Origin of the sequence: Belnapia sp. F-4-1 (assembly GCF_000802185.1) — a bacterium.
In the GTDB taxonomy this organism is placed as follows: Bacteria; Pseudomonadota; Alphaproteobacteria; order Acetobacterales; family Acetobacteraceae; genus Belnapia.
Window position 1 is genome coordinate 1,058,458 of the sequence record NZ_KN676113.1, and the last position, 24,393, is coordinate 1,082,850.

Genomic DNA, 24,393 nt, shown 5'->3' on the forward strand with positions numbered 1-24,393 from the left:
AACGCTACCTTTAGTTGATTTATCTACTCGATATCGTTATGTTACGGCTCCGGTTGGTGATAACCGAGCGGGGAGTGCCTTGAGATGCTCGTGGAAGGGTTAATCATCTGCGCGGCTCTCGCAGCAGGTGGGGGCATTGTGCTCGCTCGGCCGCAAACCCCGCAGGCCCATGGGACAACATCTGCTGCCGAGGCGCTGCGACGCCGCTTCGATGGCATGACCGAGAGGCTGCGCGAGACCTCCTTCGAAACCGACCGCCTGATGATTGGCCATGACGGCGCCATCGGGGTTTTCATCGAAGCAGAGACAGGTCGCGTTTGCATCGTCCAGCCCGGCGAGGATGGCCGCTTGGTCGCAAACTACCGCAATCTGCGGCACCTTACGGCTGCCGAGGTCACCGAACTCGCCGAGGTCGCACCGGACCCGGGTCTCCTGGGCCGCTTGATCGGAGCTCCTGAGAAGGGTGCCCGCATCCAAATGGGCGCCGACCTCAAGCTCGCCTTTGAGAGCGACGGTCAGCAAGAACCGGTCTCCATTGTGGTCTACTTCGGTCCCGGCGACGCTGCATCCGCGCGCATGGCCTCCTCAGGCCTGCGGAGCGAGAGTACCTGCCTCAAGGTCGCCGACGCCAAGGCCGCAGAGCGAGCGAAGGCTCGAGACGAGGCCACGGAACGTCGGCGCGCGGCCGAAGCCGAAGCTGAGCGAGTCCGTCAGGAGAAGGCTCAGCAGGCTGCGAAGCAGCGCGCGCTGGAAGCTCAGCGGTTCGCCAAGCGCTCCGCACGTGATCGGAGGGTGGCTTAGGACCTTCTGCCGGGATCCTGAGGTGCGCGCTTGAGCCGCCGGGCACAGCCCTGACTAACTCGTCGATGAAGGTTGTGCCAGTTGTTGGCCAGGGCTAACGAAGCGCCTTCTTGGGTAGATGTCGCTCCGCCTCACAGCGCCGCATCTCCAAGGTGCCAATCTCTCAGCCGCAGCTATCCCGCTGGCATTTGAATCCGGACGCACGATCCCCATCTACTCTTGGCGCAGCCAAGGACTTCCGGATTGGCGGTCAAACTCAAGGAGGCCTTACCCGAGAAGGGTGCGCCCCGGACAGTGCCAATCCTGGCCGCACTCTACGGCAAAGTCAGGCACGGCATTCCCCGGTGTCCAGGGTCAGGATGCGGCATCGAACTGACACACACGTCTGCGTACCCCAAGAACAGCGGACGCACGGTGGTCAGCGCCCACTTCGGGCTGCGGAAGGGTCAGAAGCATCGCCCTGGCTGCAAGTACGACATCGACGCCACGCTGCGTAAGATCGTCGCCAAGTCGCACGAGGTTCGGGAACTGGGCACGGCGGCCCTGGTGGAGCATGTCGGCAGCCGGGAGGAGCAGGCCGTGGAATTCCGGCTCCACGTCCTCCTGGCCGGGATGGAGCCGGGACGCATCCTCAACCGACAGGACCCTGATCCCGAGGTAGCCTATGCGTATAGGGAGTCGGACCGACGCCTGACTGCGTACATGAACTGCGTCGAGAGCATCGTCATGGTGGCCGACGTCATCGGCGACGACGCAGAGCTCGAGGAGAAGGTCCAGGTCGTCTTCAACGGCGAGAAGATCCCGTGGAGGGATTTCTTCTTCGGCTTCAAGGAGCACCGCCGCCTTTGGAAGGCGTGGGAGCGAATCCAGGGGCGCCCTGTCACGGTAGAGTTCGAGCGCCGGAAGCGCGAAACTGCGTCCAGCCCCCACCAGGCCAGCGGGCACTATCATATTTCCGGTGAGTTCGAGCTTGAGCCGGACAATCCCCCCTACAACGTCCAAGTCCAGCTTCAAGTCGGGGACAAGGCGTTGGCGGACGCGATCTGGGACGCGAAGCAGGTCGTGGTCTGCGGCATACCTCGTTTCAAACCGGCCGACTTCACCCGCAGTAGGAAGGGGTCCTATGCCCCGTTCGCCCACATCATCCTGCCCATCCGCGACAAAAGCCAAGTCTTCGCGGTTGGAGGGGGGCTGCTGGAGGTTCCCCGACATCCTGATAAGGAGCGGTACGAGGGCGGGGTGCCTGAAGAAGGGGCCGCCAGTGTGCCTTCGCCAAACCGTGGCGTTCCGTTCACCGACACTCCCCCTCCGGAAGACCGGCCACCGCCGGATGTGCCATCGGTCGAGGATACGGTTTCCAGCGGCGACCCGTTGGCGCACGGATATCCCGAATCGGAGGACAGCGGGAATGCCGAAGGCGGTGCGGATGAGGTCGTGGATAGAGAGGGGGCGGGCCTAGAGGAGCAGGTGTCGCCTGCAAGCCACGTCGACCCGACGCTTGATGCTCTGCCGCCCGATCCAGAGCCGGGCGACTCCGAGGCACCCCGCCCGGGCGAAGCGTCCGGAGACACTGATAACGAGCGGCCTGCGCATATGGCGCCCGTTGACTCGGGCACGGCTACCTACACACCCGAGCCAAGAGGCGCCGCACCATCCCTCTCCCGTTCACCGCCGGAGTTTCGGTCGTCGGATTCGCCACCGGTCGACGATGCTGCGCCGGATGGCAACCCACCGGAGCCACCACCTCCTGCGGCAGAAGACGACAGGCCCGCTCAAGGGGGCACCGACGAAGCCGTAGCTGGAACCCCCGCGGCGCAAGAGGAGCAGGTTCCGTCTGCTAGCCTCGTGTACCCAGAGCTCAATGGCATGCCCCCTGGTTCAGGGTCGGTTGAGCTTGAAGCGTCATCCGGGGGCGAAGCGTCAGAAGACGGCAGGAGCCCAGATGGCAGGCGGACAGTAATCGAAGACGCGGCTTCGCTTCCCTATGGCGGCCCGACTCCAGTCCAGACGCGCAGGGGCGCCGTAGAGACGCCGCAATCCACGGCGCAAGAAGACAGGGGTTTGGTTACAGCGACCAGTAATGGTCCGGCGCCTGGGCAAGCCGAGGCTCCGACCTCACCGCGACAAGAGGCCGTCACCGCATCCCCGCAGACGCGCATCGCCCGGGGCATCCGATTAAGTCGTGTACGCAAGCCGGTGGTGCGGGCAGTAATGGCCGTGAAGCAGGGGGCGGTGGAGGTAATGGAACGTGGCCGTTCCGCGGGACGCCGTCTCCTTGCCTTGTTCGGTGGCAGAGGCTGAGACGCTGCGCCCGAGTGCGCACGTCTAGCAGTGCCGGAGCAAGCATCGGCTCGGCAGATGCAGATCGAGGGATCTCGTAGGTGGTTCGCCCTTCGTGCCTCTCCTTAAAAACGCCCACGCCGTCAGGAATCAGCAAGCTTGGCCAGACTTATGTTTCGACACCGGGTCCGCCGCTGGGCCGGGGTGACGCCTGACGGCTGGACTGCGGCGGCAGCGGTGGCGTTCGCTTGGGTTCGACCGGCGACCAGCCAAAAATACGACCTATCCATAAAGGAATAAGTCGGAGAAGGTCCCCACCCCTGCTGTCCTCGTCGAAGCGCTCTCCTTCACTCCGGTATCCCCTATTTATTCTTCCGGACCCATCCTGACGGTGGACCAGCAGCGTCCTTGCTCGCTCCACAACGGGCGGGATTTTTCCAGCGCAGGCTGGAGGGACTCGATGCAAATACCGCGAGGGGCGACAGGAGATGCCCAAGGTTGTCCTAGAAGCCTGAGCGTCACGATTCCATCTGTGTGACCGAGAAGCCTTGGTCGGCCCAGGAAGATATCTCGTTGCTCGTCTGGGAGAGGGCTAAGGCTTCGGCATCCGGCAGCGAAAGGCTTCGCTAGACGGGATTCGTTTCAAATAGCGATTTAGCAAAAAATCAGGATCGGTGAATGGGGCATTCGGCTCGGGTCCGCCATGAACCATGGCGGGGCCGGAGGTCCTTCCAGCAAGGACACGCCAGAAGATAAATTTGAGGAAGCACTATTTCGGGTTCAACTCGACGCGATTTGCAGCGAGGGTATGTAATCGACTAGGTTCCCATTCCATTTTTATGGGTAGCCGATTCTTGGGAAATGGGTCCATTCCCGTTTAATGGGTGGCCTCATAATAATCTGAGGCATGAAAAATGGTGCGGTCGAGAAGATTCGAACTTCCACGGGGTTTCCCCCACCAGCACCTCAAGCTGGCGCGTCTACCATTCCGCCACGACCGCAAACCGGGGCGAGGCGGGGCGTATAGACGATGAATGCGCCGGTCGCAACAGGGCTTCCGCATTGGGAGGTCGCGGAGGGGCTGGTGCCCTATGAGACGGCCCTCGCCCGGATGGAGGAGCGGGTGGCTGCTATCCGCGCCGGGACGGCGGAGGAGTTGGTCTGGCTCGTCGAGCACCCGCCGACCTACACCGCCGGAACCTCGGCGACGCCGGAGGGGCTGGTCGATCCGCGCTTCCCGGTCTTCCGGGCCGGGCGCGGGGGGCAGTGGACCTATCACGGGCCGGGGCAGCGGACGGGCTATGTGATGCTCGATCTCACCCGGCGCGGGCGGGATGTTCGGGCCTATGTCCACAACCTCGAGGAGTGGCTGATCAGGGCGCTGTGGCGGTTCAATGTCCGGGGTGAACGGCGGGAGGGGCGCGTCGGCATCTGGGTGGAGGACCGGGCGCGGGGGACGGAGGACAAGATCGCCGCCATCGGCGTCCGGGTGACGCGCTGGGTGAGTTGGCACGGCGTCGCGCTGAACGTCGACCCGGACCTCGGCCATTTCGGCGGGATCGTGCCCTGCGGCATCAGCCAGCATGGGGTGACGAGCCTGCACCGGCTCGGGGTGCTGGCGACGATGGAGGAGGTGGATGCGGCGCTGATGGGAGCCTGGGGGGAGGTGTTCGGGTGACGCGGTGGGGCAGCGTCACGCGGCCAGGTGCCGCTTGACCGTGCCCCACTCCGCGGCGGACAGGCCGAAGGCTCCGGTCGGGTGCAGGACGGCCGTGATGGGCCGGCCCGCGATGGTCCCGTCGCAGACCAGCCAGCGGCCCTTCGCGCCCGTGGCGATCGGCGCCTGACCGGCCTTGCCGAGGAGGCCCAGGCTGCCGAGGCCCAGGACGACGACCTTCTCGGGTTGCATCGCCTCGACCAGCCGGCGGCAGGCCGGGATGCAGAAGGCCTCGATCCGCTGCCGGGCCGCGGGCGGGTAGGCCTTGTAGTGGGTCGAGCTCCGTGCCCTGACGAAGATCGCATTCGTCCCGGTGCAGCGCGCGAGCAGTTCCTTCCCGTAAATGTCCTGCAGCCGCAGCGCCAGCCGCCAGCTGCAGGTGGCGTATTCGGATACCAGCGGCCATGGGGAGGGCGAGGCCGCGTCGGGCCTCGGGCCGTATGGCCCGCCCGGCTGGTAGCCGATGAAGAGGATCGGCGGCCGCAGGCGCGGCGGGCCGAACAGGATCGCGTAGCCGGGGGCCGGGCCGTCGCGGGCCAGGGATGGCTCGAGCTCCGCGTAGAGGGCGGCCATGTCGCTGTAGATGCCGCGGCAGGTCTCGTCGAGCGCCTGCTGCGCCGGGCTGGGTGGCGATCGGCCGGGAGGCATGGCGGGGGTCAATCCTCCTCGGGCGCCGGCGGGGGCATCTGCTGGTGCAGCACCTCGATCCGGCGCTGGAGCTGGTTGATGCGGCGGCGGAGGTCGGCATTCTCCCGCATCGACTGGCGCAGGCGGGACTGGGCGGCGTCCAGCGCATCGTGCGACGGCGAGGGCGAGGGCGAGGGCGGCAGGCGCGCGGGCTTGGGCGGCGGGGCGAGGATGTCCTCCCAGCGGAGGCCGAGGCGGCTGACCATGCGGTGCGCCGCCTCGGCCGCGGCGGCGCGCTCGCCGGGCTGGTCGGAGCCGAGCAGGCCGAGAATCCGCGCCAGCTTCGCCGCATCGGTCGCCCGCATTTCCCCTCCCCTCGCCTGCCCCCGGAGCCAGGGGAAAGCCATAACCCCGGACGAGGGTTGCGGGGAGGGCTCAGGCGATCTTCAGCAGCCGCGCCGCGGTTTCGCCGAGCACGCCGGCCTTCTGGCGGTCGTTAAGCGAGGCGCAGGCCATGATGTGGTCCACCGGCTTGAGCGCCCAGGGGTAGGGGTAGTCGCTGCCGAGGACGATCTGCGCGGCGCCGACCTGGGCCTGGAGGTGGCGGATGGCCTCCGGGGTGAAGACCAGCGAGTCGAACCAGATCTGCTTCAGGTAGTCGGTCGGCTTCTTCTTCAGCCGGATGTTCGGGTCGCAGCCGGCGGGGCCGACCAGGCAGGCATGGTCCGAGCGGTCGGCATAGGAGGCGAGGTAGCCGCCGCCATGCGCCGCGATGATCTTCAGGCCGGGGAAGCGGTCGAGCGTGCCCTCGAAGATCAGGTGCGAAAGGGCGATCGTCGTATCCAGCGGGTTGCCGATGGCATTGCCGAGCCAGCCATTGCCGGCGAGGCGGCGGCTCAGCTCAGGCACGCCCTGGGGGTGGATGAAAAGGACGGCGCCCAGTTCCTCGGCCTTGGCCCAGACGGGGTGGAAGCGCGGGTCGGAGAATTCGAGGGTGCCGACCGAGCCGCCGATGGCCGCGCCCTTCAGGCCCTGCCGGCGCATCGCCGTCTCCAGCTCCTGCACGGCGAGCTGCGGGTCCTGCAGGGTGAGGGAGGCGAAGCCGGCGAAGCGGTCCTTATAGGCGGCGCAGAACTCGGCCATCTTCTCGTTGTTGATTTTGACGATCTGCGCCGCCTGGTCGCGGTCGCGGCCGTACCAGAAGGGGTTGACCGAGAGCACCTCCATGTCGACGCGCTGGGCGTCCATGGCGGCGAGGCGCTGGGCGAGGTCGATGAAGCCCTCCTCGGCGCCGCGGACGGGAGGCGTCAGCACCCTGGCATCGTCGCCGAGCAGGGCGGCGGTTTCGCGGAAGACGCAATGGGCGTGGACGTCGATCGTCTTCACCCGGCGGCCGGCGACGGAGACGGCCTGGCGGCGCGGGGCCTGCCCCTGCCCCTGCCCCTGGGCCGAGGCGCCGCGGGCGTGGAGCAGGCCGCAGCCGCAGAAGGCAATGCCGCCGGCGAGCAAGGATCGGCGTGAGGTCATCCCCTGGTCCCTTCCTTTCATGCTTTCGAAGGAGGCTGGACCCGGAGCGGCAGTGGCGCCACCGGATTCGATGTTGCGGCGCGGCGAGGTGCGGCGAAGCTTGGGGGACGCGGGTCACCATCTACCATAACCCCGGCTGCGGAACCTCGCGGCGCGTGCCCGGGATGCTCCGCGAGCGGGGCATCGAGCCGGTCGTCGTCGAATACCTGAAGACGCCGCCCGGGGCGGAGGCGCTGGCGGAGCTGATCCGGCGGATGGGGATCGCGCCGCGCGACCTGCGGCGGAAGGAGGCGGCCCATGCGGCGCTCGGGCTCGACCGGCCGGACGTGACCGACGCGGCGGTGATCGCGGCGATGGCCGCGGACCCGGTGCTGATCGAGCGGCCGGTCGTGGCGGGACCGGCCGGGGTGGGGCTGTGCCGGCCGGCGGAGCGGGTGTGGGAGGCGCTGCCGGCCTGAGCTCAGGCCTCCGCCACGCGCCCGACCGGCCGCGCGGGCGCCGTCGGGGCCGGCGCGCCGTCGCGGCAAAGCGCCGAGAAGCCGGCGCCGGCGAAGGCGGCGATGGTGGCGAGCAGCCACATGCGGTCGTAGCTGCCGTCGAGGTCGAAGACCACGCCGCCGAGCCAGGCGCCGGTGAAGCCGCCGACCTGGTGGCCGAGGAAGACGAGGCCGAAGATCGTCGCCAGCCAGCGCGTGCCGAAATTGCGGGCGCAGAGCGCGACGGTCGGCGGGACGGTGGAGAGCCAAAGCAGCCCCATGATCGCCGAGAAGACAAGCACGCTCGCCGTCGTCTTCTCGACCAGCATGAAGCCGCCGATCAGCACGCCGCGGGCGGCATAGATGATCACCAGCAGCTCCCGCCGCCGCCAGCGGCCGGACAGCTCGCCGGCGATGAGCGAGCCGGCGACGTTGAACAGGCCGATCAGGCTGATCGCGGCGGCGCCGACGCCGAGCGGCAGGTGGCAGCTGGCGACGAAGCCCGGCAGGTGGACGGCCATGAAGCTCACATGCAGGCCGCAGACGAAGAAGCCGAAGGAGAGGAACCAGAAGGTCGGGTCGCGCAGCGCGCGGCCGAGGGCGACGGTGGCGCGCTCCTCCGGCGCGGCGCCGGGGGCGGGCTTCGCCGCCTGGTCGTTCAGCGGCAGGGCGAGCGGGATCATCAGCAGGGAGACGGCGGCGATGGCGAGCAGCGCCCATTGCCAGCCGGCGGCATGCAGGCCGAGGGCGACAACAGGGACGACGAGGAACTGGCCGAAGGAGGAGCCGGCGGTGCCGAGGCCGGTGGCGCGGCCGCGCAGGCTTTCCGGCAGCAGGCGGGTCAGGCTCGCCATGATGACGGGCATCCCGGCGGCGGACACGGCGCAGCCCATCACCACCCCGGCGAAGAAGGTGAACCAGAAGAGGCTGGTCGAGAAGGCCATGCCGGTGAGGGCCACGGCCTGCAGCACGGCGCCGATCATGATGACGCGGCGGCCGCCGATGCGGTCCGCCACCTGGCCCCAGACCGGCTGGGTGAGGCCGTTGCACAGCACCTGGAGGGCGATGGCGAAGGCGAAGCCGCTTGCGCCCCAGCCCTGGGCCGCCGTCATCGGCGCGAGGAAGAGGCCGAGGCTCTGGCGGAGGCCCATGGCCAGGGCGGCGGTGACGACGCCGCAGCCCAGCAGCAGGGCGACGGACAGCCGGGTCGATGCGGTCATGGGTCTTCCTCTCGGTCATCGGCATGAGACCATCGCAGGGCCCGATGGGACAACTGCGCAGGGCGCATGGCTATGCCGGCGCACATGCTCATCCGGCAGGGAAGCATCCGTGAATTGCGTTGTCGCACCGGAAGTGCGAAGGGCGGCCCTCCACCGGTTGGGACTGGATGATGCTGCGAGCCCTCTACGATCGTGTCCTGGCGCTGGCGGGGCACCGCCGGGCACCGGCCTATCTGGCAGGCGTCAGCTTCGCGGAAAGCAGCTTCTTCCCCATCCCGCCGGACGCGATGCTCATCCCCATGTGCATCGCCCGGCCGGAGCTGGCCTACCGCTATGCCGCCATCTGCACCGTCGCCTCCGTGCTGGGCGGCATCCTCGGCTACGCGATCGGCTTCTGGCTGTTCGACGCGCTGGCGGTGCCGGTGCTGCGCGCCTATGGCCATGCCGATGCGATGGCGACCTTCCAGGGCTGGTACGACCGCTGGGGCGCGCTCGTCATCCTCATCAAGGGGCTGACGCCGATCCCCTACAAGATCGTCACCATCGCCTCCGGCGCGGCGCAGTTCAACTTCCTGATCTTCGTCGTGGCGAGCATCGTGACGCGGGGGGCGCGGTTCTTCCTGCTCGCCTTCCTGCTGCGGCGCTACGGGCCGCCGATCCGCGACTTCATCGAGCGGCGGCTGACGCTGGTGACGACCGGCGCTGCCGCCGGGATCGTGCTGGGCTTCGTGGCGCTCAAGTTCCTCTGAGCGCCGCCCGCCTCAGATCTGCGCCTGGCCGCCGTCGACGAAGAATTCGGTGCCGTTGACGAAGCTGGAATCGTCGGAGGCGAGGAACAGCGCGGCCCGCGCCAACTCCTCCGGCTCGCCGACGCGGCCGAGCGGGATGGCGGAAGCGAGCTGGTCGAGCAGCCCCTGCTGCGCGGCGGCATCCTCGCCGGCGAGGCCGACCAGGCCAGGGGTGCGGATCGGGCCGGGGGCGATGACGTTCACCCGGATGCGGCGCTCCTTCAGGTCGAGGATCCAGTTGCGGGCGAAGGCGCGGATCGCGGCCTTGGACGCGCCATAGACGCTGAAGCCGGGCGTGCCGGTGCTCGCCGCGGTCGAGCCGGCGAGGATGACCGAGGCGCCGTCCACCAGCAGCGGCAGCGCCTTCTGCACGGTGAAGAGCACGCCCTTCACGTTGCGGCCGAAGGTGTCGTCCACCTGCTCCTCGGTGATCGAGCCGAGCGGCAGGAAGGAGCCGCCGCCGGCATTGGCGAAGAGCACGTCGATGCGCCCGGCTTCGGCCTTCACCCGCGCATAGAGCCGGTCGAGATCGGCGAGGCTGGTGGAATCGGCCTGGATGCCGGTGGCGTTGGGGCCGATCGCCGTCACGGCGGCGGCGAGTTCGGCGGAACGGCGGCCAGTGACGAAAACCTGGGCGCCTTCCGCGGCGAAGCGCCGCGCGGTGGCGAGGCCGATGCCGCTGGTGCCGCCGGTGACGACGGCGACCTTGCCTTCGAGCTTGCGGGCCATGTCTGCAACTCCTTGCTGGATTGGCTGCGAGGAAGGTATGGCCGGGGCGATGCCGTCAAAATAGAAAGGATTGAAAGCCACTGTTGCAGGATTGCAGATGTCCAGGCTGCCGGATTTCGAAGCGCTGGCGATGGTCGCGCGGCTCGCCGAGGAAGGCTCTTTCGCTGCCGCGGCGCGCGCGCTCGGCGTCTCGGTGGCAACGGTCTCGCGCGCGGTCACCCGGCTGGAGGAGCGGCTGGGTGGCCGGGTCTTCAACCGCAGCTCCCGCCGGCTGGCGCTGACCGATCTCGGCCGCATCGTGGCCGAGCGGGCGGCGCGGACCCTGTGCGAAGCGGAGGAGGCGGAGGCGGCCGGGCGCGAGCTGGCGAGCCAGCCGCGCGGCCTGGTCCGGCTCGCTGTGCCGATGTCCTTCGGGCTGCGGCGGGTGGCGCCGGTCCTGCCGGACTTCCTGCGGCGCTACCCGGACATCTCGCTCGACCTGCATCTCGGCGATGCCGTGGTGGACCTGGTGGGCGAGGGGTTCGACGCGGCGCTGCGGATCGCGGTGCTCGAGGATTCCGCGCTGGTGGCGCGACGGCTCTGCCCGGTGGCGCGGCTGGTGGTGGCCTCGCCGGCCTATCTCGCCCGGCATGGGCGGCCGCAGCACCCGCGCGAGCTCGCGGCGCATCGCTGCCTCGGCTACGCCTACCGGGCCCGGGGCGATGCCTGGCGCTTCATCGGGCCGGATGGCGAGGAGATTGCCGTCATCCCGACCGGCCCGCTACGGGTGACCAATGTGGATGCGCTGGTGCCGACCGTACTGGATGGCCTCGGCATCGCCGAGGTGCCGGATTTCGTCGTGGCGGAGCACCTGGCGGCGGGGCGGATGGAGGTGGTGCTGCCCGGCTGGCGGATGGCCCTGGGCGGGCTCTACTTCATCACGCCGACCGCGCGGCACCGGCCGGCCAAGGTCGAGGCGCTGGCCGCCTTCCTGGCCGAGCGCCTGTCCGTCCCTGGCTGAGCGCGCGCCGGCCTCATTCCCTCCAGGGATGCGCGGCCCAGAGCTTCTCGTACTGCGCCTGCATCGCCACCAGCTCGCCGCGATACTCGTCCGGGCCGAGCAGGCGGAGCGGCAGGGCGAGCTGGGTGGCGGTCGTCTGCCATTCCGGGTCCTCCGCCGCGCGACGGGCGGCGTCCACCAGCCGGTCGAGCACCGGGCGGGGCAGGCCGGCCGGGGCGGCGAGGCCGCGCATCGAGCCCTCGACCACGTCGAAGCCCTGTTCGCGGAAGGTCGGCACGTCGGCCATCACCGGCCAGCGGGCGGTGCCCATCTGGCCGAGCGGGCGGAACAGGCCCTGGCGGAAATCGCCGATCGCCTCGCCGATATTGGTCACGGCGAGGTCGATCTGCTTCGAGAGGGTGGCGGTGCGGACGGGGGCGCCGCCGGCAAAGGGGACATGGAGGAATTTGGTGCCGGTGACGCGCTCCAGCGCCAGCACCGCGAGATGGTCGTCGGAGCCGATGCCGGAGGTGCCGTAGCTGACCTGGCCGGGACGGCGACGGGCTTCCTCCACCAGATCGGCGACGTTGCGCAGCGGGCTGTCGGGCCGCACCCAGATGGCGCCCGGATCATCCACGATGTTGAGGACCGGGGCGAAGTCGTCGAGGCGGAAGCGCGCCTGCGGCCGCTCCAGCGGGATGGTGACGATGGTCGGCGTGTTGATGAAGCCGATCGTGTAGCCGTCCGGCTTGCTGCGGGCGAGTTCGGTGAAGCCGATCTCGCCCGCGGCGCCGGGGCGGTTGGTGACCACCACGGGCTGGCCGAGATACTTCTCCATGATCCGGGCCAGGGGGCGGGCCGCGACATCCGTGCCGCCGCCGGCCGGGAAGGCCAGCACCATGGCGAGCGGGCGGTCGGGGAAGCCGCCCTGGGCCAGGGCGAGGCCCGGGGCGGCGAGCGGGAGGCCGGCCAGGCCGCCGATGAGGGCGCGTCTTTGCATGGTTTCGATCCTCCCGGTATCCGCTTATGGCGCGGCGACCGGGATGGATCGGATCATGCCGGCGGCGGCGTGGCAACGATGGGGATGGCCCCTACCCGTTCACCACCGTGCCGCCGTTGGGGTGCAGCACCTGGCCGTTGATGTAGCTGCTGTCGCTCTCGGCGGCGAGGAAGATGTAGCTCGGCGCGCATTCGTCCGGCTGGCCGGGGCGGCCCATCTCGGCGGACTGGCCGTGCTTCGCCGTGCTCTCCTCGTCGAAGCTCGCGGGGATCAGCGGCGTCCAGATCGGGCCGGGCGCCACGGCATTCACCCGGATCTGCCGCGAGGGATAGAGCTGCTGCGACAGGCTGCGGGTAAAGGCGAGGATGGCGCCCTTGGTGCTGGCGTAGTCGATCAGCCCCGGGCTGCCCTTGTAGGCGGTGATCGAGGTGCTGTTCACGATGGCGCCGCCCTTCGGCATGTGCGGCAGCGCCGCCCGCGTCACCCAGAACATGCCGAGGATGTTGGTGCGGAAGGTGCGCTCCACCTGGTCCTCCGGGATCTCGGCGAAGTCCTTGCAGATGTGCTGCTCGGCGGCGTTATTCACCAGGATGTCGATGCGGCCGCCGAGCGCCTGCGCCGCCTCGGCCACCGCGCGATGGACGAATTCGCGCTCGCCGATATCGCCGGCGATGGCGGTGCAGCGGCGGCCTTCGGCCTCGATGAGGCGCCGCGTCTCCTCGGCGTCCTCGTGCTCGTCCTTGTAGAGGATGGCGACGTCGGCGCCCTCCTTGGCGAAGCCGATGGCGACGGCGCGGCCGATGCCGGAATCGCCGCCGGTCACCAGCGCGGTCTTGCCGGTGAGCTTGCCGCTGGCGCGCCAGTGCTCCATCCGATCCTGCGGACGGGGCGTCATCTCCGTGGTGAGGCCGGGCTGGCGGTTCTGGCGCTGCGGCGGCTGGGGGGTCTGCTTGTCGTCGGGCATGGGGGTCCTCCGTGCCCCGGCCAACGGGGCGGGCGGGGCGGGGGTTGCCGATGGCGGGTGGAACGGTCGGTTAATCCCTGCCGGCGCATCCTGCGGGAATGGACAGGACCCAAGGCATCTCTCACGGCGGCAAGCCGGGCACCGCGCCGCCGCGCCCGGCCAAGGCGAATGCCTTCAAGCAGGCGATGGCGCGCGCCATGGAGGGCGCGGGTCCGCCGGCCCGGCTGCCCGCCCCCGCCGCGGCGCCGCGGGTGGCCGAGAATGCCTTCCGCGCCCGCATCGCCCTGGCCGAGAGCAGCGCCCGCGCGCCCGATCAGGGGCTCGGGGCGCGGAACGCAAGCTCGGGGGCGCTCGGGCGCTACCAGATCACGCCGCAGGCCCTGCGCGACCTTGGCTGGCAGGATGCGGGCGGGCAGTGGACGGCGCTGGCGGCACGGCATGGCATCCGCTCCGAGGCCGATTTCCTGACGAGCGCCCCGGCGCAGGAGGCGGCGATGGCGGCCTATCTCCGCCGGGCGGAGCAGCAGCTCGACCGCAACGGCAGCCTGGCGAGGGCGGGCGGCAGCGTCATGGGGCTGGATGGCCAAGTGGTGCCGCTGACCGAGGCGGGGCTGGTCGCGGCAGCGCACCGGCGGGGGGCGGGGAGCGTGGCGCGCTACCTGGCGCATCGCACCAGCACGCCGGATGCGCCGCTGAGCCAGGCCGACCGCAGCGCCTTCGCCGCGGTGGAGGGCCGGCTCAGGGGATTTGCGGCGCTGCCTTACGGCCTTGCCAGCCGGGAGGGCGGCACGCGCAACGGGTGACCGAGGGGGAGCGGCGCCCCCCTCGGCCGGCGCGGCTCAGGCCGTGCGGTCGCCGCCGCCGGAAAGCGCCGCCTGCGCCGCCGCCAGCCGCGCCACGGGGACGCGGTAGGGCGAGCAGGAAACGTAGTCGAGGCCCGCCTCCTCGCAGAACTGGATCGAGGCCGGGTCGCCGCCATGCTCGCCGCAGATACCGAGCTTGAGGTCGCTTTTCACCCCCCTGCCCTTCTCCTTGGCGATCCGCACCAGCGCGCCGACGCCCTCCGGGTCGATGGAGACGAAGGGGTCCTTCGGCAGGATGCCCTTCTCGACATAGAGGGGGAGGAACTTGCCGGCGTCGTCGCGGGAGAGGCCGAAGGTGGTCTGCGTCAGGTCGTTGGTGCCGAAGCTGAAGAAATCGGCCACCTCGGCGATCCGGTCGGCGGTCAGCGCGGCGCGCGGCAGCTCGATCATGGTGCCGACATAGTACTCGATCGTCTGGCCGCTCTCGGCGAAGACCTCCTTCGCCACCTTGTCGACCTGGGCGCGGGTGATCTCCAGCTCGCGGCGGGTGGCAACCAGCGGGATCATGATCTCCGGCACCGGGGCGGCGCCGGTCTCCTTGGCGGTGGCGACGGCCGCCTCGAAGATGGCGCGGGCCTGCATCTCGTAGATCTCCGGGTAGGAGATGCCGAGGCGGCAGCCGCGGTGGCCGAGCATCGGGTTCGCCTCCGACAGGTCGGCGGCGCGGCGCTGCATCGTCACCGGGTCGGTGCCGAGCGAGGCCGCCACCTCGGCGATCTCCGCCTCGGAATGCGGCAGGAACTCGTGCAGCGGCGGGTCGAGCAGGCGGATCGTCACCGGCAGGCCGGCCATGATGCGGAACAGCTCGATGAAGTCAGCGCGCTGGAAGGGCAGCAGGCGGGACAGCGCCTCGCGCCGCCCCCCCTCCGTCTCCGACATGATCATCTGCCGCACCGCGCCGATGCGCTGCGGGTCAAAGAACATGTGCTCCGTGCGGCAGAGGCCGATGCCCTCGGCGCCGAATTTGCGCGCCGTGTCGGCATCGAGCGGCGTCTCCGCATTGGCGCGGACCTTGAGGCGGCGAACGCCGTCCGCCCACTCCATCAGCGTGGCGAAGTCGCCGGAAAGCTGCGGCTCCACCATGGCGACGGAGCCGATGAAGATCTCGCCCGTCGCGCCGTCGAGGGTGATGGTCTCGCCGCCGCGGATGGTCTGGCCGCCGGCCATCAGCATCTGCGAGGAATAGTCGACGGTGACGCCGCCGGCGCCGGCGACGCAGGGCCGGCCCATGCCGCGGGCGACCACCGCCGCGTGGCTGGTCATGCCGCCGCGCGTCGTCAGGATGCCGCGCGCGGCATGCATGCCGTGGATGTCCTCCGGGCTCGTCTCGATGCGGACGAGGATGACGGCCTCGCCCTTCGCCGCGCGGGCCTCCGCCTCATCGGCCGAGAAGACGACGGCGCCGCTGGCGGCACCCGGGCTCGCCGGCAGGCCCTTGGCGAGCAGCTTGCGCGGCGCCTTCGGGTCGAGCGTCGGGTGGAGGAGCTGGTCGAGGGCCGAGGGGTTGACGCGCTTGATGGCCTCGGTCTGGTCGATCAGCCCCTCGCGCGCCATGTCGACGGCGATCTTGAGGCTGGCCGCCGCGGTGCGCTTCCCGTTGCGGGTCTGCAGCATGTAGAGCTTGTTCTGCTGGACCGTGAACTCGATGTCCTGCATGTCCGTGTAGTGCTGCTCGAGCCTGGCGCGGACCGCGACGAGCTCCTCATAGGCCTTCGGCATGGCGACTTCCATGCTGCGCTCGCCCGGCTTCGCCTTGAGCTGCGCCATGGGCTGCGGCGTGCGAATGCCGGCCACCACATCCTCGCCCTGGGCGTTGATGAGGTACTCGCCGTAGAAGATGTTCTCGCCGGTGCTGGGATCGCGGGTGAAGCAGACGCCGGTCGCGCAATCCTCGCCCATGTTGCCGAAGACCATGGCCTGGACGTTGACCGCGGTGCCCCAGCTGGCGGGGATGTCGTGCAGGCGGCGATAGGTGTTGGCGCGGGCGTTCATCCAGGAGCCGAAGACGGCGCCGATGGCGGCCCAGAGCTGCGCCTCGGGGTCCTGCGGGAAGGGCTGGCCGGTGACCTGGGCCACCATCTCCTTGTAGCCGGTGACGACCGTCTTCCAGTCCTCGGCGGTGAGCTGCGTGTCCTCGTGGACGTCGCGGCTGATCTTCACCTCCTCGATGATCTCCTCGAAGCGGTGGTGGTCGACGCCGAGCACGACGCTGCCGAACATCTGGATGAAGCGGCGGTAGCTGTCCCAGGCGAAGCGCGAGTCGCCCGAGGCGGCGGCGAGGCCATCCACCGTCTCGTCGTTGAGGCCGAGGTTCAGCACGGTGTCCATCATCCCCGGCATGGAGACGCGGGCGCCGGAGCGGACGGAGACGAGCAGCGGCTTCTTGTAATCGCCGAAGCGGACGCCGACCGCCTCCTCGATGCGGGCGAGGGCGGCGGCGACCTGGTCCTTCAGCTCCGGCGGGTACTGCTTGCCGTTGTCGTAGTAGTAGGTGCAGACCTCGGTGGTGATGGTGAAGCCGGGCGGGACGGGCAGGCCGATGCTGGCCATCTCGGCCAGGTTGGCGCCCTTTCCGCCGAGCAGGTTGCGCATCTCGGCCTTGCCTTCGTTATGGCCGGCACCGAAGCTGTAGACCCACTTGCTCACGGGCGAGTTCCTTGTGTTGGACGAGGGCGACGCGGACGCCGGTCGTGGCGCAGAGTGTGCCATTCCGGCGTCAATTCAACCTTCGATTTTTGAGAAGTCCGCGACCACCGCCATGGCGGCGCAGAGACGGCTGAGCAAACGCAGCCTGTTAGCACGCAGTTTCGCATCCGGGTCGTTCACAACCACGGATTCAAAGAAGGCGTCGAGCGGGGCGCGGAGTGCGGCGAGCGCCCCCATGGCGGCGAGGAAATCCTCGCGCGCCAGGGCGGCGGCGACCTCCGTGGCGCGGGCCTCGACCGCATTGGCCAGCGCGGCCTCGGCGGGGAGGACGAGCAGGGGGGGATCGACCGGGCCGTCATGCGGGCCGTCCTTCCGCGTCTCGATGCGGAGGATGTTGGCGGCGCGCTTGTAGGCAGCGAGGAGGTTGGCGCCGTCCGGCGTCGCCAGCATGGTCTCGAGCGCGGCGGCGCGGGCGAGCAGGCGCACGAGGTCGTCATCGGGCGTCGCGCCGAAGATGGCGGCGACGAGGTCGTGGCGGGCGCCCTCGGCGCGGAGCTGGACGCGGAGGCGGTCGAGGAGGAAGTCGAGCAGGCCCGCGGCGAAGGCGGCGACCATCGGCGGGTGGTCGGACCCGGCCGGTGGTTGCCAGCCGGCCGCCATCTTCTCCGTGGCGACGTCCATGCCGAATTCGGGGCTGGCGGTGGTGCCGGTGGCCTGGGGATAGCCGAAGAAGGCCTCGCCGATCAGCCCGGCGAGGCCGAGCCGCAATCCGCCCTCCCGGATCATCCGGATGACGCCGAGCGCGGCGCGGCGGAGGGCGAAGGGGTCGCCCGAGCCGGTCGGACGCTCGCCGACCGCGAAGAAGCCGGCGAGCTGATCGAGCTTGTCCGCCAGCGCCACCGCGACCGCCACCGGCTCGGAGGGCACCGCGTCCCCGGGGCCGAGCGGCCGGTAATGGGCACCGATCGCCTCGGCGAGGCGCGGATCCTCGCCATCGGCGAGCGCGTAGTATCGGCCCATGATGCCCTGGACCTCGGGAAATTCGCCGACCAGGCCCGTCGCCAGGTCGGCCTTGGCCAGCCGCCCGGCGCGGGCCGCCAGCGCCGGGTCGGCGCCGACATGCGGGGCGATGAGGCCGGCCAGACGCTCCAGCCGCCGCACCCGCTCGCCCTGGGTGCCGAGCTTGGCGTGGAAGACGACGTTTTCCAGCTTCGGCAGGAACGCCTCCAGCCGCTGCTTGCGGTCCTGGTCCCAGAAGAAGCGCGCATCGGCGAGGCGGGCGCGCAGCACGCGCTCGTTGCCGGCGATGATGGCGGCGCCGCCATCCTCGGGGATGATGTTGGCGACGAGGGCGAAGCGCGGTGCGGCGCCGCCGTCTTTGTGGCGGAGCGCGAAGTAGCGCTGGTTCACCCGCATGGTGGTGCGCATCACCTCGGGCGGCAGGTCCATGAAGGCCGCGTCGATGGAGCCGAGCAGCGGCACCGGCCATTCCACCAGCCCGGCCACCTCGGCGAGCAGGCCGCGGTCGGGGACGACCTCCAGCCCCTCCCGCGCCGCGAGCTCGGCGATGCCGCTCTCGATCAGCCGCTCGCGCTCGGCGGCGTCGGCGATGACGAAGCGCCCGCGCAGCCCCGCCTCGTACTCGGCGAAGGAGGCGACGGCGAAGGGTTCCGTCCCGGCGAGGATGCGGTGGCCCTCGGTCAGGTCATCGGCGGCGATGCCGTGGACCTGGTCCTCGCCCTGGGCGAGGGCGAAGCGGACGGGGCGGCCGTCGAACAGGCAGAGGACGCGCTGCAGGGGGCGGACCCAGGCGAAGTCGCTGCTGCCCCAGCGCATGGATTTCGGCCAGGGGAAGGCGCGCAGCACAGCGGGGACGGCGCGGGCCAGCAGGGCCTCGGCCAAAGTCACCTCGCCGGGCTTGGCGAGAACCCAGAAATCGCCCTCCTCCCGCAGCTGCTCGCGGGTGGCACCGTGCTTGCGGAGGAAGCCCTCCAACGCCTGGGGCGGGGCGTTGCGGCGGGGGCCGCGCTCTTCCTTGCCCGGGGTCTCGGCGCGCGCGGCCATCTCGCCGACGAGGGCGATACGGCGGGGGCCGGAGAGCGGGCGGGGCGGCTCCGGCATCAGCGGGCGCAGCTCGGCCTGGAGCAGGCGGGCGAAATCCTCCGCCGCCCGGGCCTGCATGCGGGCCGGGATTTCCTCGGAGAAGAGCTCGATGAGCAGTTCGGGCATCGGTTACAGCGCCGCTTTCACGTCGGTCCGGGCGAAATCATCGCCCTTGAACAGGAGGGGCTCGTTGCGGTGCCTGGCGAGGGCATAGGCGAAGCAGTCACCGAGGTTGAGGCCGGCCGGGTGGCGACCCTTGCCGAAGCGGCGCCAGCCATCCTGGGCGATCCCGGCCAGTTCCGCGGTGAAGGGCACGATCTCCGGCTTCATCGTCCGGAGCAGGTCGTCGAGTTCCAGCCGCATCGAAGGGCCGACCCGGCCCTCGCTCACCAGGGCCGCCTCCACCAGGGTCGGCGCCGCGATCGCCACTGAGCTGGCCGTGTCGATGGCGGCAATGAACTCCCCCGCCTCCACCTCATGGAAGAGGATGGCGATGAGCGCGGAAGTGTCCACGATCATCGCGGCAGCCCGTTCTCGTCATACAGGTCGGCGTGGTCGCTGGTCACGCCGGGCGGCACGAGCTTCCCGGCGCGTTCCGAGATGGCCATGAGGGCATCGAACCGGCGGCGCCGCACGGCCTCTCGGTCGGTCCGCTCCCGCGCCAGCCGCTCCGTCACCGCTTGGCGCAGGGCATCGGTCACCGAGGTGCCGAGAAGCTCGGCCAGCGCCTTCGCCTCGGCAATGAGCGCCGGGTCCTTAATGTTCAGCTGGCCCATGCGAAGCTCCGGGGTAGATCGGAAAGAAGCATTCTACCCTACCCCTCCCCCTTCAGCCATGCCTCGCAGCAGCCCTTCGCCAGCGCCCGCACGCGGCCGATATAGGCGGCGCGCTCGGTCACGCTGATGGCGCCGCGGGCGTCGAGCAGGTTGAAGCGGTGGCTGGCCTTGATGCACTGGTCGTAGGCCGGCATCGCCAACCCCTGGGCGAGCAGCGCGGCGCACTCCTTCTCGGCATCCTCGAAGTGGCGGAACAGCATCGGCACGTCGGCAAACTCAAAATTATGGGCGCTGTACTCGCGCTCGGCGCGGAGGAAGACCTCGCCGTACTTCACGCCCTCGTCATTGAAATCGAGGTCGTAGATGCTGTCCTTGCCCTGGAGGTACATCGCCAGCCGCTCGAGGCCGAGGGTCAGCTCGCAGCAGGGTACGGCGCAGGGGATGCCGCCGACCTGCTGGAAGTAGGTGAACTGCGTCACCTCCATGCCGTCGCACCAGACCTCCCAGCCGAGGCCCCAGGCGCCCAGCGTCGGGCTCTCCCAGTCGTCCTCGACGAAGCGGAAGTCGTGGACCTTGGGGTCCATCCCCAGCGCCCGGTAGGCATCGAGAAGGAGGGATTGCGGGTCGCGCGGGCTCGGCTTCAGGATCACCTGGTACTGGTAGTAGTGCTGCAGGCGGTTGGGGTTCTCGCCGTAGCGCCCGTCTGAGGGGCGGCGGCTCGGCTGCACATAGGCGGCCTTCCAGGGCTTCGGGCCGAGGGCGCGGAGCGTCGTCGCCGGGTGGAAGGTGCCGGCGCCGACCTCCATGTCATAGGGTTGCAGGATCAGGCAGCCCTGCGCCGACCAGAAGGCGTGCAGGCGGAGGATGATGTCCTGGAAGCTCGGCGGCTTCTGACGGAGGGTGGGGGCGGCCAGGCTCTGCATGCGGCGCCTTTTGCCACGGCCCCGCTCGCGAACATAGTGGGGCGGCCCGTCACAGCCCGAGGCGTGCCCAGGCGGCGCGTTCCTCCGCCGCGGCGATGATCGCCTCGGCGGAGAGGCCGGGCAGCAGGCGACGCAGCAGCGAGGGGCGGCGGGCGCCGAAGGGAACGAGCTTCGCCTTCGGGCCGAAGCGGCGGCGCGCCTCCTCCGCCGCATCGCCGAGGCGGTCGGCGAGGCCAAGCTCCACCGCGCGGCGGCCGGGCCAGAAGCGGCCGGTGAAGAGCTCCTCCGCCGGGGCCTTCAGCCGGTCGCCGCGGCGGGATTCGACCCAGCCGCGGAACTCGCCATGCAGCTCGCCGAGCAGGGTGTCGAGCCGGGCCACATCCTCCGGCTGCTCGGGGGCGAAGGGGTCGAGGAAGCTCTTCTCGCTGCCGGCGGTGTGCATCCGCCGCTCGATGCCGAGGCGCCGGATCGCCCCCTCGAAGCCGAAGCCTGCGGCGATGACGCCGATGGAGCCGAGGATGGAGGCCGGGTCCGCCACGATCTCGTCGGCCGCGCAGGCGATCCAGTAGCCGCCGGAGGCCGCGGCATCCTCGACGCAGGCGATGACGGGTAGCCGCTTCTCCTCCGCCAGCCGCCGGATGTGGCGGGCGATGAGGCTCGACTGCACCGGCGAGCCGCCGGGCGAGTTGACGACAAGGAAGACGGCCGCCGCCCGCTTCAGCGCGAAGGCGCGGTCGAGGACGGGGGCGATGCCGGCGAGGCTCAACCCGCCGCCGAGGCCGGGGCGGGCGGCGATGGTGCCTTGGAGGCGGACGAGGGCGATGCGCGGGTCGCGCGAAAGGAAGGGAAGCGAGAGGGGCATGGGGCCAGACATGCCCGCGCCGGCGCCGGTATCAAGCCCGCATGCCGGGGGTTGTCCTCCGCGCCCGGCTTCGCCAGCCTGCCGGCGAACAGGGAGGGCCGGGCGATGTTCGACTTCAAGGGCAAGCGGGTGGTGGTCTGCGGCGGCAGCCGGGGCATCGGGCGGTCGATCGCGCTCGGCTTCGCGGGGGCGGGGGCGGCGGTGTCGATCTGCGCCCGGAGCGCGGGGCCGCTGGAGGCGGCGCGGGCGGAGATCGCGGCTCATGGCGTCCAGGCCCATGCGGCGGGCTGCGACCTCGGCGACCGGGAGGCGGTGCGCGGCTATGTCGCGGCGGCGGCCGAGGCGCTCGGCGGCATCGACGTGCTGGTGAACAACGCCAGCGGCTTCGGCTCGCAGGATACCGAGGAGCACTGGGCGCAGGGGCTCTCGGTCGATGTCATGGCAACGGTCCGGGCGACGCATGCGGCGCTGCCCTTCCTGGAAGCCGGCCGCGGCAGCATCATCAACGTCTCCTCCATCTCCGGCTACCGGCCCTCGGTGCGGACGCCGGCCTATGCGGCGGTGAAGGCGCTGCTGATCAACTACACCACCTCGCAGGCGGCGATGTATGCGCCGAAGGGCATCCGGGTGAATGCGGTGGCGCCGGGCTCGATCGAATTCCCCGGCGGCTCCTGGGAGCAGCGGCGGACGAGCAATCCCGAGCTGTACAACTCGATCCTCGGCAGCATCCCCTTCGGGCGGCTCGGTACGCCGGAGGAAGTGGCGAATGTCGCGCTGTTCCTGGCGAGCCCACTGGCCGGGTGGGTGACAGGGCAAACCGTCATCGTGGACGGGGGCCAGATGTTGTGATCGAGGCGGGCCGCATTCTCGTCATCAACCCGAACTCCTCCGTCTCCTGCACGCAGGGGATCGCGGCGGCGCTGGAGCGCTTCGGCGCGCTCGGGCGGTTCGAGGTGGTGCGGCTGGCGGAAGGGCCGCCGGCCATCGCCAGCTGGCGGGACTGGCATTCGGTCGCCGAGCCGCTCTGCCGGCTGGTGGAACGGGAGGCGGCGGCGGCTTATGTGATCGCCTGCGTCTCGGACCCCGGGCTGGAGGCGGTGCGGGCGACGACGCGGCGCCCGGTGCTCGGGATGTTCCGCAGCGCGGTCGCGGCGGCGATGACGCGGGCGGAGCGCTTCGGCGTCATCGGCTTCGTCGCGGCGAGCGAGGCGCGGCAGCGCATGGCGCTGCGGGGGATGGGGGTGGAGGAGCGGCTGGCCGGCTGGATTCCGCTCGACCTGCCGATGGAGGTGCTGACCGACCCGGAAGTGCCGCGGGCGCGCATCCGTGAGGCGGCGCGGGCGCTGGCGGCGACGGGAGCGGGCGCGATCGTGCTGGGCTGCACCGGCATGGCCGGGCATGTCGCCGCGGCGGAGGATGCCGCGGGGCTCCCGGTGATCGAGCCCTGCGCGGCGGCCGGGGCGATGGCGCTGCTGGCCACCGCCCCGCAGTAGTCGAGGCTAGATGCCGGACTTCTGACCGCTGGTCTCGAGCTGGATGTAGCGCTGGACCGTCTGCGGCAGGCTCTGGCCAACGAACTCAGCCATCTGCACCTCCTCCTGCAGGCTCTGCTGCAGCAGGCCGAGGCCCTCCTGGTCACCCGCCGCCTGCGCCATCTCCATGAGGGCGCGGTAGGACGCGATCTCGAAATGCTCGAAGGCGTAGTTGGCGAAGGTGTTCTTCAGGATCTCGTCCTGCATCGGGGCATGCGCCATGGCGGCGAGGTTGCCCATCAGCCCGGTGCCGAAATCCTTCAGCGCGGAGTGGCTGGTGCCGTGCCGCTCGAGAATCTGCTCCAGGCGCTGGGCCTGAACGCGGCTTTCCTCCACATGGGACTTCATGCGGGCCGCCATCTCGGGATAGTTCTCGATCCGCTCGATTTGGCGCTCGAGCAGTTGAACCGCCTGCGTCTCGAGGGCATGGGCGTTCTTGAGGCCGGTGATGTAGATGTCCTGGGCGCTGCTTGCCATGGAGTGTCTCCTGTGTTTCCTGCGCAAGGAACAGCGCCGGGCGGGGGGCGGTTCCCAGGGCGGGCGGACCGTTCCGGCGGCATGCGCCAGCGCCCGGGAACGCGGGGCGGGGCTATGGCGCTTTGCCGGCCATGGAAAAGGACAGCCCGATGCGCTGGGACGCGACGACTACCGACGCCAAGCCGCCACGCTTCGTGCCGGCGCCGCTCACCACGGCGATAGGCCGGGGCGTCCGCAACCGCTGCCCCTATTGCGGCGTCGGCCGGGTCTTCGCCGGCTACCTGACGCTGGTGCCGGAATGCAGCAACTGCCACGCGCCGCTCGCCCGGCTGCGGGCCGACGACGCGCCGCCCTACTTCACCATCTTCCTCGTCGGCCACCTGCTGGTGCCGCCGGTATTCTGGGTGGAGAAGGCCTACGAGCCCCCCATGTGGATCCACATGGTCGTCTGGTTGCCTCTCTTCACCATCCTCTGCATCCTGATGCTGCGGCCCATCAAGGGCGCGGTGGTGGGGTGGATGAGCACGCTCGGCATCGTTTCGGTGGAGGATGATGAGGACGAGGAGGCGCCGGCCGCGGCGGCGCCCCCGCTGCGCGGGCTGCCTGACCGGAATGCCTGAAGCGGAGCCCCCGGAACGGCGGATCGCCCGGCTGGAGCTGCCGGATGCCAGCCCCCTCCCCTCGGCCTATGCCGAGGCGGATCGCAGGCAGGCGGTGCAGGACCTGCTGGCCGGCAACAGCTTCGACCCGCTCGGCGTGCCGGGCGGGCCCTTCGTGCTATATCTCTGCGTGCGGGACGGGCGGCTGGTCTTCGACATCCGCGACGGGGCGGAGGAGCCGGTGCGTGCGGTGGCGCTGGCGCTCGGGCCTTTCCGGCGGCTCATCAAGGACTATCACCTGATCGTCCAAAGCCACGAGCAGGCCGTCACCGAGGGCGGGCACGAGGCGCGCATCCAGGCGATCGACATGGGCCGGCGCGGATTGCACAACGAGGGCGCGGCGCTGCTGGTGGAGCGGCTGGAGGGCCGCATCGGCCTCGATTTCGAGTCGGCGCGGCGGCTCTTCACCCTGGTCTGCGCGCTGCACCAGCGGATCTAGCGAGC

25 protein-coding genes and 1 tRNA gene are annotated in these 24,393 nt (G+C 70.3%); 11 read left to right on the forward strand and 15 right to left on the reverse strand.

All coding sequences use genetic code 11. From position 1 onward, the window contains the following. Nucleotides 1-84 precede the first annotated feature (84 nt). Both LH62_RS05175 and LH62_RS30135 read left to right on the forward strand, forming a co-directional pair. Entirely contained in the window at nt 85-801 is a 717-nt protein-coding gene (locus tag LH62_RS05175) for a hypothetical protein (RefSeq protein WP_043359713.1), read from the forward strand. 243 nt (nt 802-1,044) lie between these two features. Beyond that, a complete protein-coding gene (locus LH62_RS30135) occupies nt 1,045-3,102 on the forward strand; it encodes a hypothetical protein (RefSeq protein ID WP_144404384.1) in 2,058 nt (685 codons plus the stop codon). 894 nt (nt 3,103-3,996) lie between these two features. Here the strand turns inward: LH62_RS30135 and LH62_RS05185 are convergent. Then, nucleotides 3,997-4,082, reverse strand: a tRNA-Leu gene (locus tag LH62_RS05185). Nucleotides 4,083-4,111: 29 nt separating this feature from the next. Between LH62_RS05185 and lipB the strand changes: the two genes are divergently transcribed. Beyond that, on the forward strand, nt 4,112-4,759 hold the full coding sequence (lipB, locus tag LH62_RS05190; protein ID WP_043359716.1) for a lipoyl(octanoyl) transferase LipB: 648 nt from the start codon (nt 4,112-4,114) through the stop codon (nt 4,757-4,759). A 15-nt stretch (nt 4,760-4,774) separates the two neighbouring features. Here lipB and LH62_RS05195 read toward each other — a convergent pair whose 3' ends face one another. From LH62_RS05195 to LH62_RS05205, 3 genes are all read right to left on the reverse strand, one after another. Next, a complete protein-coding gene (locus tag LH62_RS05195) occupies nt 4,775-5,446 on the reverse strand; it encodes a hypothetical protein (RefSeq protein WP_043359718.1) in 672 nt (223 codons plus the stop codon). An 8-nt stretch (nt 5,447-5,454) separates the two neighbouring features. Next, entirely contained in the window at nt 5,455-5,790 is a 336-nt protein-coding gene (locus LH62_RS05200) for a hypothetical protein (RefSeq protein ID WP_043359720.1), read from the reverse strand. A gap of 70 nt (nt 5,791-5,860) precedes the next feature. Next, the gene (locus LH62_RS05205; protein WP_043359722.1) at nt 5,861-6,952 is read right to left on the reverse strand and encodes an amidohydrolase family protein; all 1,092 of its coding nucleotides are present in this window, start codon (nt 6,950-6,952) and stop codon (nt 5,861-5,863) included. A gap of 119 nt (nt 6,953-7,071) precedes the next feature. Here LH62_RS05205 and arsC point away from each other — a divergent pair, with 119 nt between their 5' ends. Beyond that, a complete protein-coding gene (gene arsC, locus LH62_RS05210) occupies nt 7,072-7,410 on the forward strand; it encodes an arsenate reductase (glutaredoxin) (protein ID WP_043365216.1) in 339 nt (112 codons plus the stop codon). A gap of 2 nt (nt 7,411-7,412) precedes the next feature. Here arsC and LH62_RS05215 read toward each other — a convergent pair whose 3' ends face one another. Continuing rightward, on the reverse strand, nt 7,413-8,648 hold the full coding sequence (locus tag LH62_RS05215) for an MFS transporter (protein WP_043359724.1): 1,236 nt from the start codon (nt 8,646-8,648) through the stop codon (nt 7,413-7,415). Between the two features lie 170 nt (nt 8,649-8,818). On the opposite strand from LH62_RS05215, the gene LH62_RS05220 reads away from it, so the two are divergent. Next, on the forward strand, nt 8,819-9,397 hold the full coding sequence (locus tag LH62_RS05220; protein ID WP_043365217.1) for a YqaA family protein: 579 nt from the start codon (nt 8,819-8,821) through the stop codon (nt 9,395-9,397). A gap of 12 nt (nt 9,398-9,409) precedes the next feature. On the opposite strand, the gene LH62_RS05225 is transcribed toward LH62_RS05220, so the two are convergent. After that, nucleotides 9,410-10,165: an SDR family oxidoreductase gene (locus tag LH62_RS05225; protein WP_043359726.1), complete on the reverse strand. Its 756-nt coding sequence runs from the start codon at nt 10,163-10,165 to the stop codon at nt 9,410-9,412. A gap of 97 nt (nt 10,166-10,262) precedes the next feature. Between LH62_RS05225 and LH62_RS05230 the strand changes: the two genes are divergently transcribed. Then, complete coding sequence (locus LH62_RS05230) at nt 10,263-11,165, forward strand: LysR family transcriptional regulator (protein WP_043359728.1); 903 nt, start codon at nt 10,263-10,265, stop codon at nt 11,163-11,165. Nucleotides 11,166-11,178: 13 nt separating this feature from the next. Here the strand turns inward: LH62_RS05230 and LH62_RS05235 are convergent, their stop codons facing one another. After that, nucleotides 11,179-12,144 carry a tripartite tricarboxylate transporter substrate binding protein gene (locus LH62_RS05235; RefSeq protein WP_043359731.1) on the reverse strand — a complete coding sequence of 322 codons (966 nt, stop codon included), beginning with the start codon at nt 12,142-12,144 and terminating at the stop codon, nt 11,179-11,181. A 91-nt stretch (nt 12,145-12,235) separates the two neighbouring features. Then, nucleotides 12,236-13,108, reverse strand: coding sequence for an SDR family oxidoreductase (locus tag LH62_RS05240; protein ID WP_043359732.1), 873 nt, complete (start codon nt 13,106-13,108; stop codon nt 12,236-12,238). Nucleotides 13,109-13,206: 98 nt separating this feature from the next. On the opposite strand from LH62_RS05240, the gene LH62_RS05245 reads away from it, so the two are divergent. After that, a complete protein-coding gene (locus LH62_RS05245; RefSeq protein ID WP_043359733.1) occupies nt 13,207-13,911 on the forward strand; it encodes a hypothetical protein in 705 nt (234 codons plus the stop codon). A gap of 36 nt (nt 13,912-13,947) precedes the next feature. Here LH62_RS05245 and ppdK read toward each other — a convergent pair whose 3' ends face one another. The 6 genes from ppdK to LH62_RS05275 all read right to left on the reverse strand — a co-directional run bounded on the left by ppdK (nt 13,948) and on the right by LH62_RS05275 (nt 21,281). Further along, nucleotides 13,948-16,617 (reverse strand): pyruvate, phosphate dikinase, encoded by a 2,670-nt coding sequence (ppdK, locus tag LH62_RS05250; protein WP_043359734.1) that lies wholly within the window; start codon nt 16,615-16,617, stop codon nt 13,948-13,950. A gap of 75 nt (nt 16,618-16,692) precedes the next feature. Then, nucleotides 16,693-18,846 carry a glycine--tRNA ligase subunit beta gene (glyS, locus tag LH62_RS05255; RefSeq protein WP_043359736.1) on the reverse strand — a complete coding sequence of 718 codons (2,154 nt, stop codon included), beginning with the start codon at nt 18,844-18,846 and terminating at the stop codon, nt 16,693-16,695. Nucleotides 18,847-18,849: 3 nt separating this feature from the next. Next, the gene (locus LH62_RS05260; protein WP_043359738.1) at nt 18,850-19,239 is read right to left on the reverse strand and encodes a type II toxin-antitoxin system VapC family toxin; all 390 of its coding nucleotides are present in this window, start codon (nt 19,237-19,239) and stop codon (nt 18,850-18,852) included. Beyond that, nucleotides 19,236-19,496 (reverse strand): type II toxin-antitoxin system VapB family antitoxin, encoded by a 261-nt coding sequence (locus LH62_RS05265; protein ID WP_043359739.1) that lies wholly within the window; start codon nt 19,494-19,496, stop codon nt 19,236-19,238. The genes LH62_RS05260 and LH62_RS05265 overlap by 4 nt, the downstream gene beginning before the upstream one ends. Before the next feature lie 38 nt (nt 19,497-19,534). Then, on the reverse strand, nt 19,535-20,419 hold the full coding sequence (locus tag LH62_RS05270; protein ID WP_043341152.1) for a glycine--tRNA ligase subunit alpha: 885 nt from the start codon (nt 20,417-20,419) through the stop codon (nt 19,535-19,537). Nucleotides 20,420-20,468: 49 nt separating this feature from the next. Then, the gene (locus LH62_RS05275; protein ID WP_201445421.1) at nt 20,469-21,281 is read right to left on the reverse strand and encodes a S49 family peptidase; all 813 of its coding nucleotides are present in this window, start codon (nt 21,279-21,281) and stop codon (nt 20,469-20,471) included. Nucleotides 21,282-21,332: 51 nt separating this feature from the next. Between LH62_RS05275 and LH62_RS05280 the strand changes: the two genes are divergently transcribed. Then, nucleotides 21,333-22,130, forward strand: coding sequence for an SDR family NAD(P)-dependent oxidoreductase (locus LH62_RS05280; protein ID WP_369796739.1), 798 nt, complete (start codon nt 21,333-21,335; stop codon nt 22,128-22,130). Beyond that, nucleotides 22,127-22,774: an aspartate/glutamate racemase family protein gene (locus LH62_RS05285; protein ID WP_043359741.1), complete on the forward strand. Its 648-nt coding sequence runs from the start codon at nt 22,127-22,129 to the stop codon at nt 22,772-22,774. Before LH62_RS05280 ends, LH62_RS05285 begins: the two co-directional genes overlap by 4 nt. A gap of 6 nt (nt 22,775-22,780) precedes the next feature. Here LH62_RS05285 and LH62_RS05290 read toward each other — a convergent pair whose 3' ends face one another. Continuing rightward, nucleotides 22,781-23,290: a ferritin-like domain-containing protein gene (locus tag LH62_RS05290; protein WP_043359743.1), complete on the reverse strand. Its 510-nt coding sequence runs from the start codon at nt 23,288-23,290 to the stop codon at nt 22,781-22,783. A gap of 131 nt (nt 23,291-23,421) precedes the next feature. Here LH62_RS05290 and LH62_RS05295 point away from each other — a divergent pair, with 131 nt between their 5' ends. Then, the gene (locus tag LH62_RS05295) at nt 23,422-23,910 is read left to right on the forward strand and encodes a DUF983 domain-containing protein (RefSeq protein WP_082012361.1); all 489 of its coding nucleotides are present in this window, start codon (nt 23,422-23,424) and stop codon (nt 23,908-23,910) included. Continuing rightward, nucleotides 23,903-24,388 (forward strand): UPF0262 family protein, encoded by a 486-nt coding sequence (locus tag LH62_RS05300; protein WP_043359744.1) that lies wholly within the window; start codon nt 23,903-23,905, stop codon nt 24,386-24,388. Before LH62_RS05295 ends, LH62_RS05300 begins: the two co-directional genes overlap by 8 nt. Nucleotides 24,389-24,393: the final 5 nt, after the last annotated feature.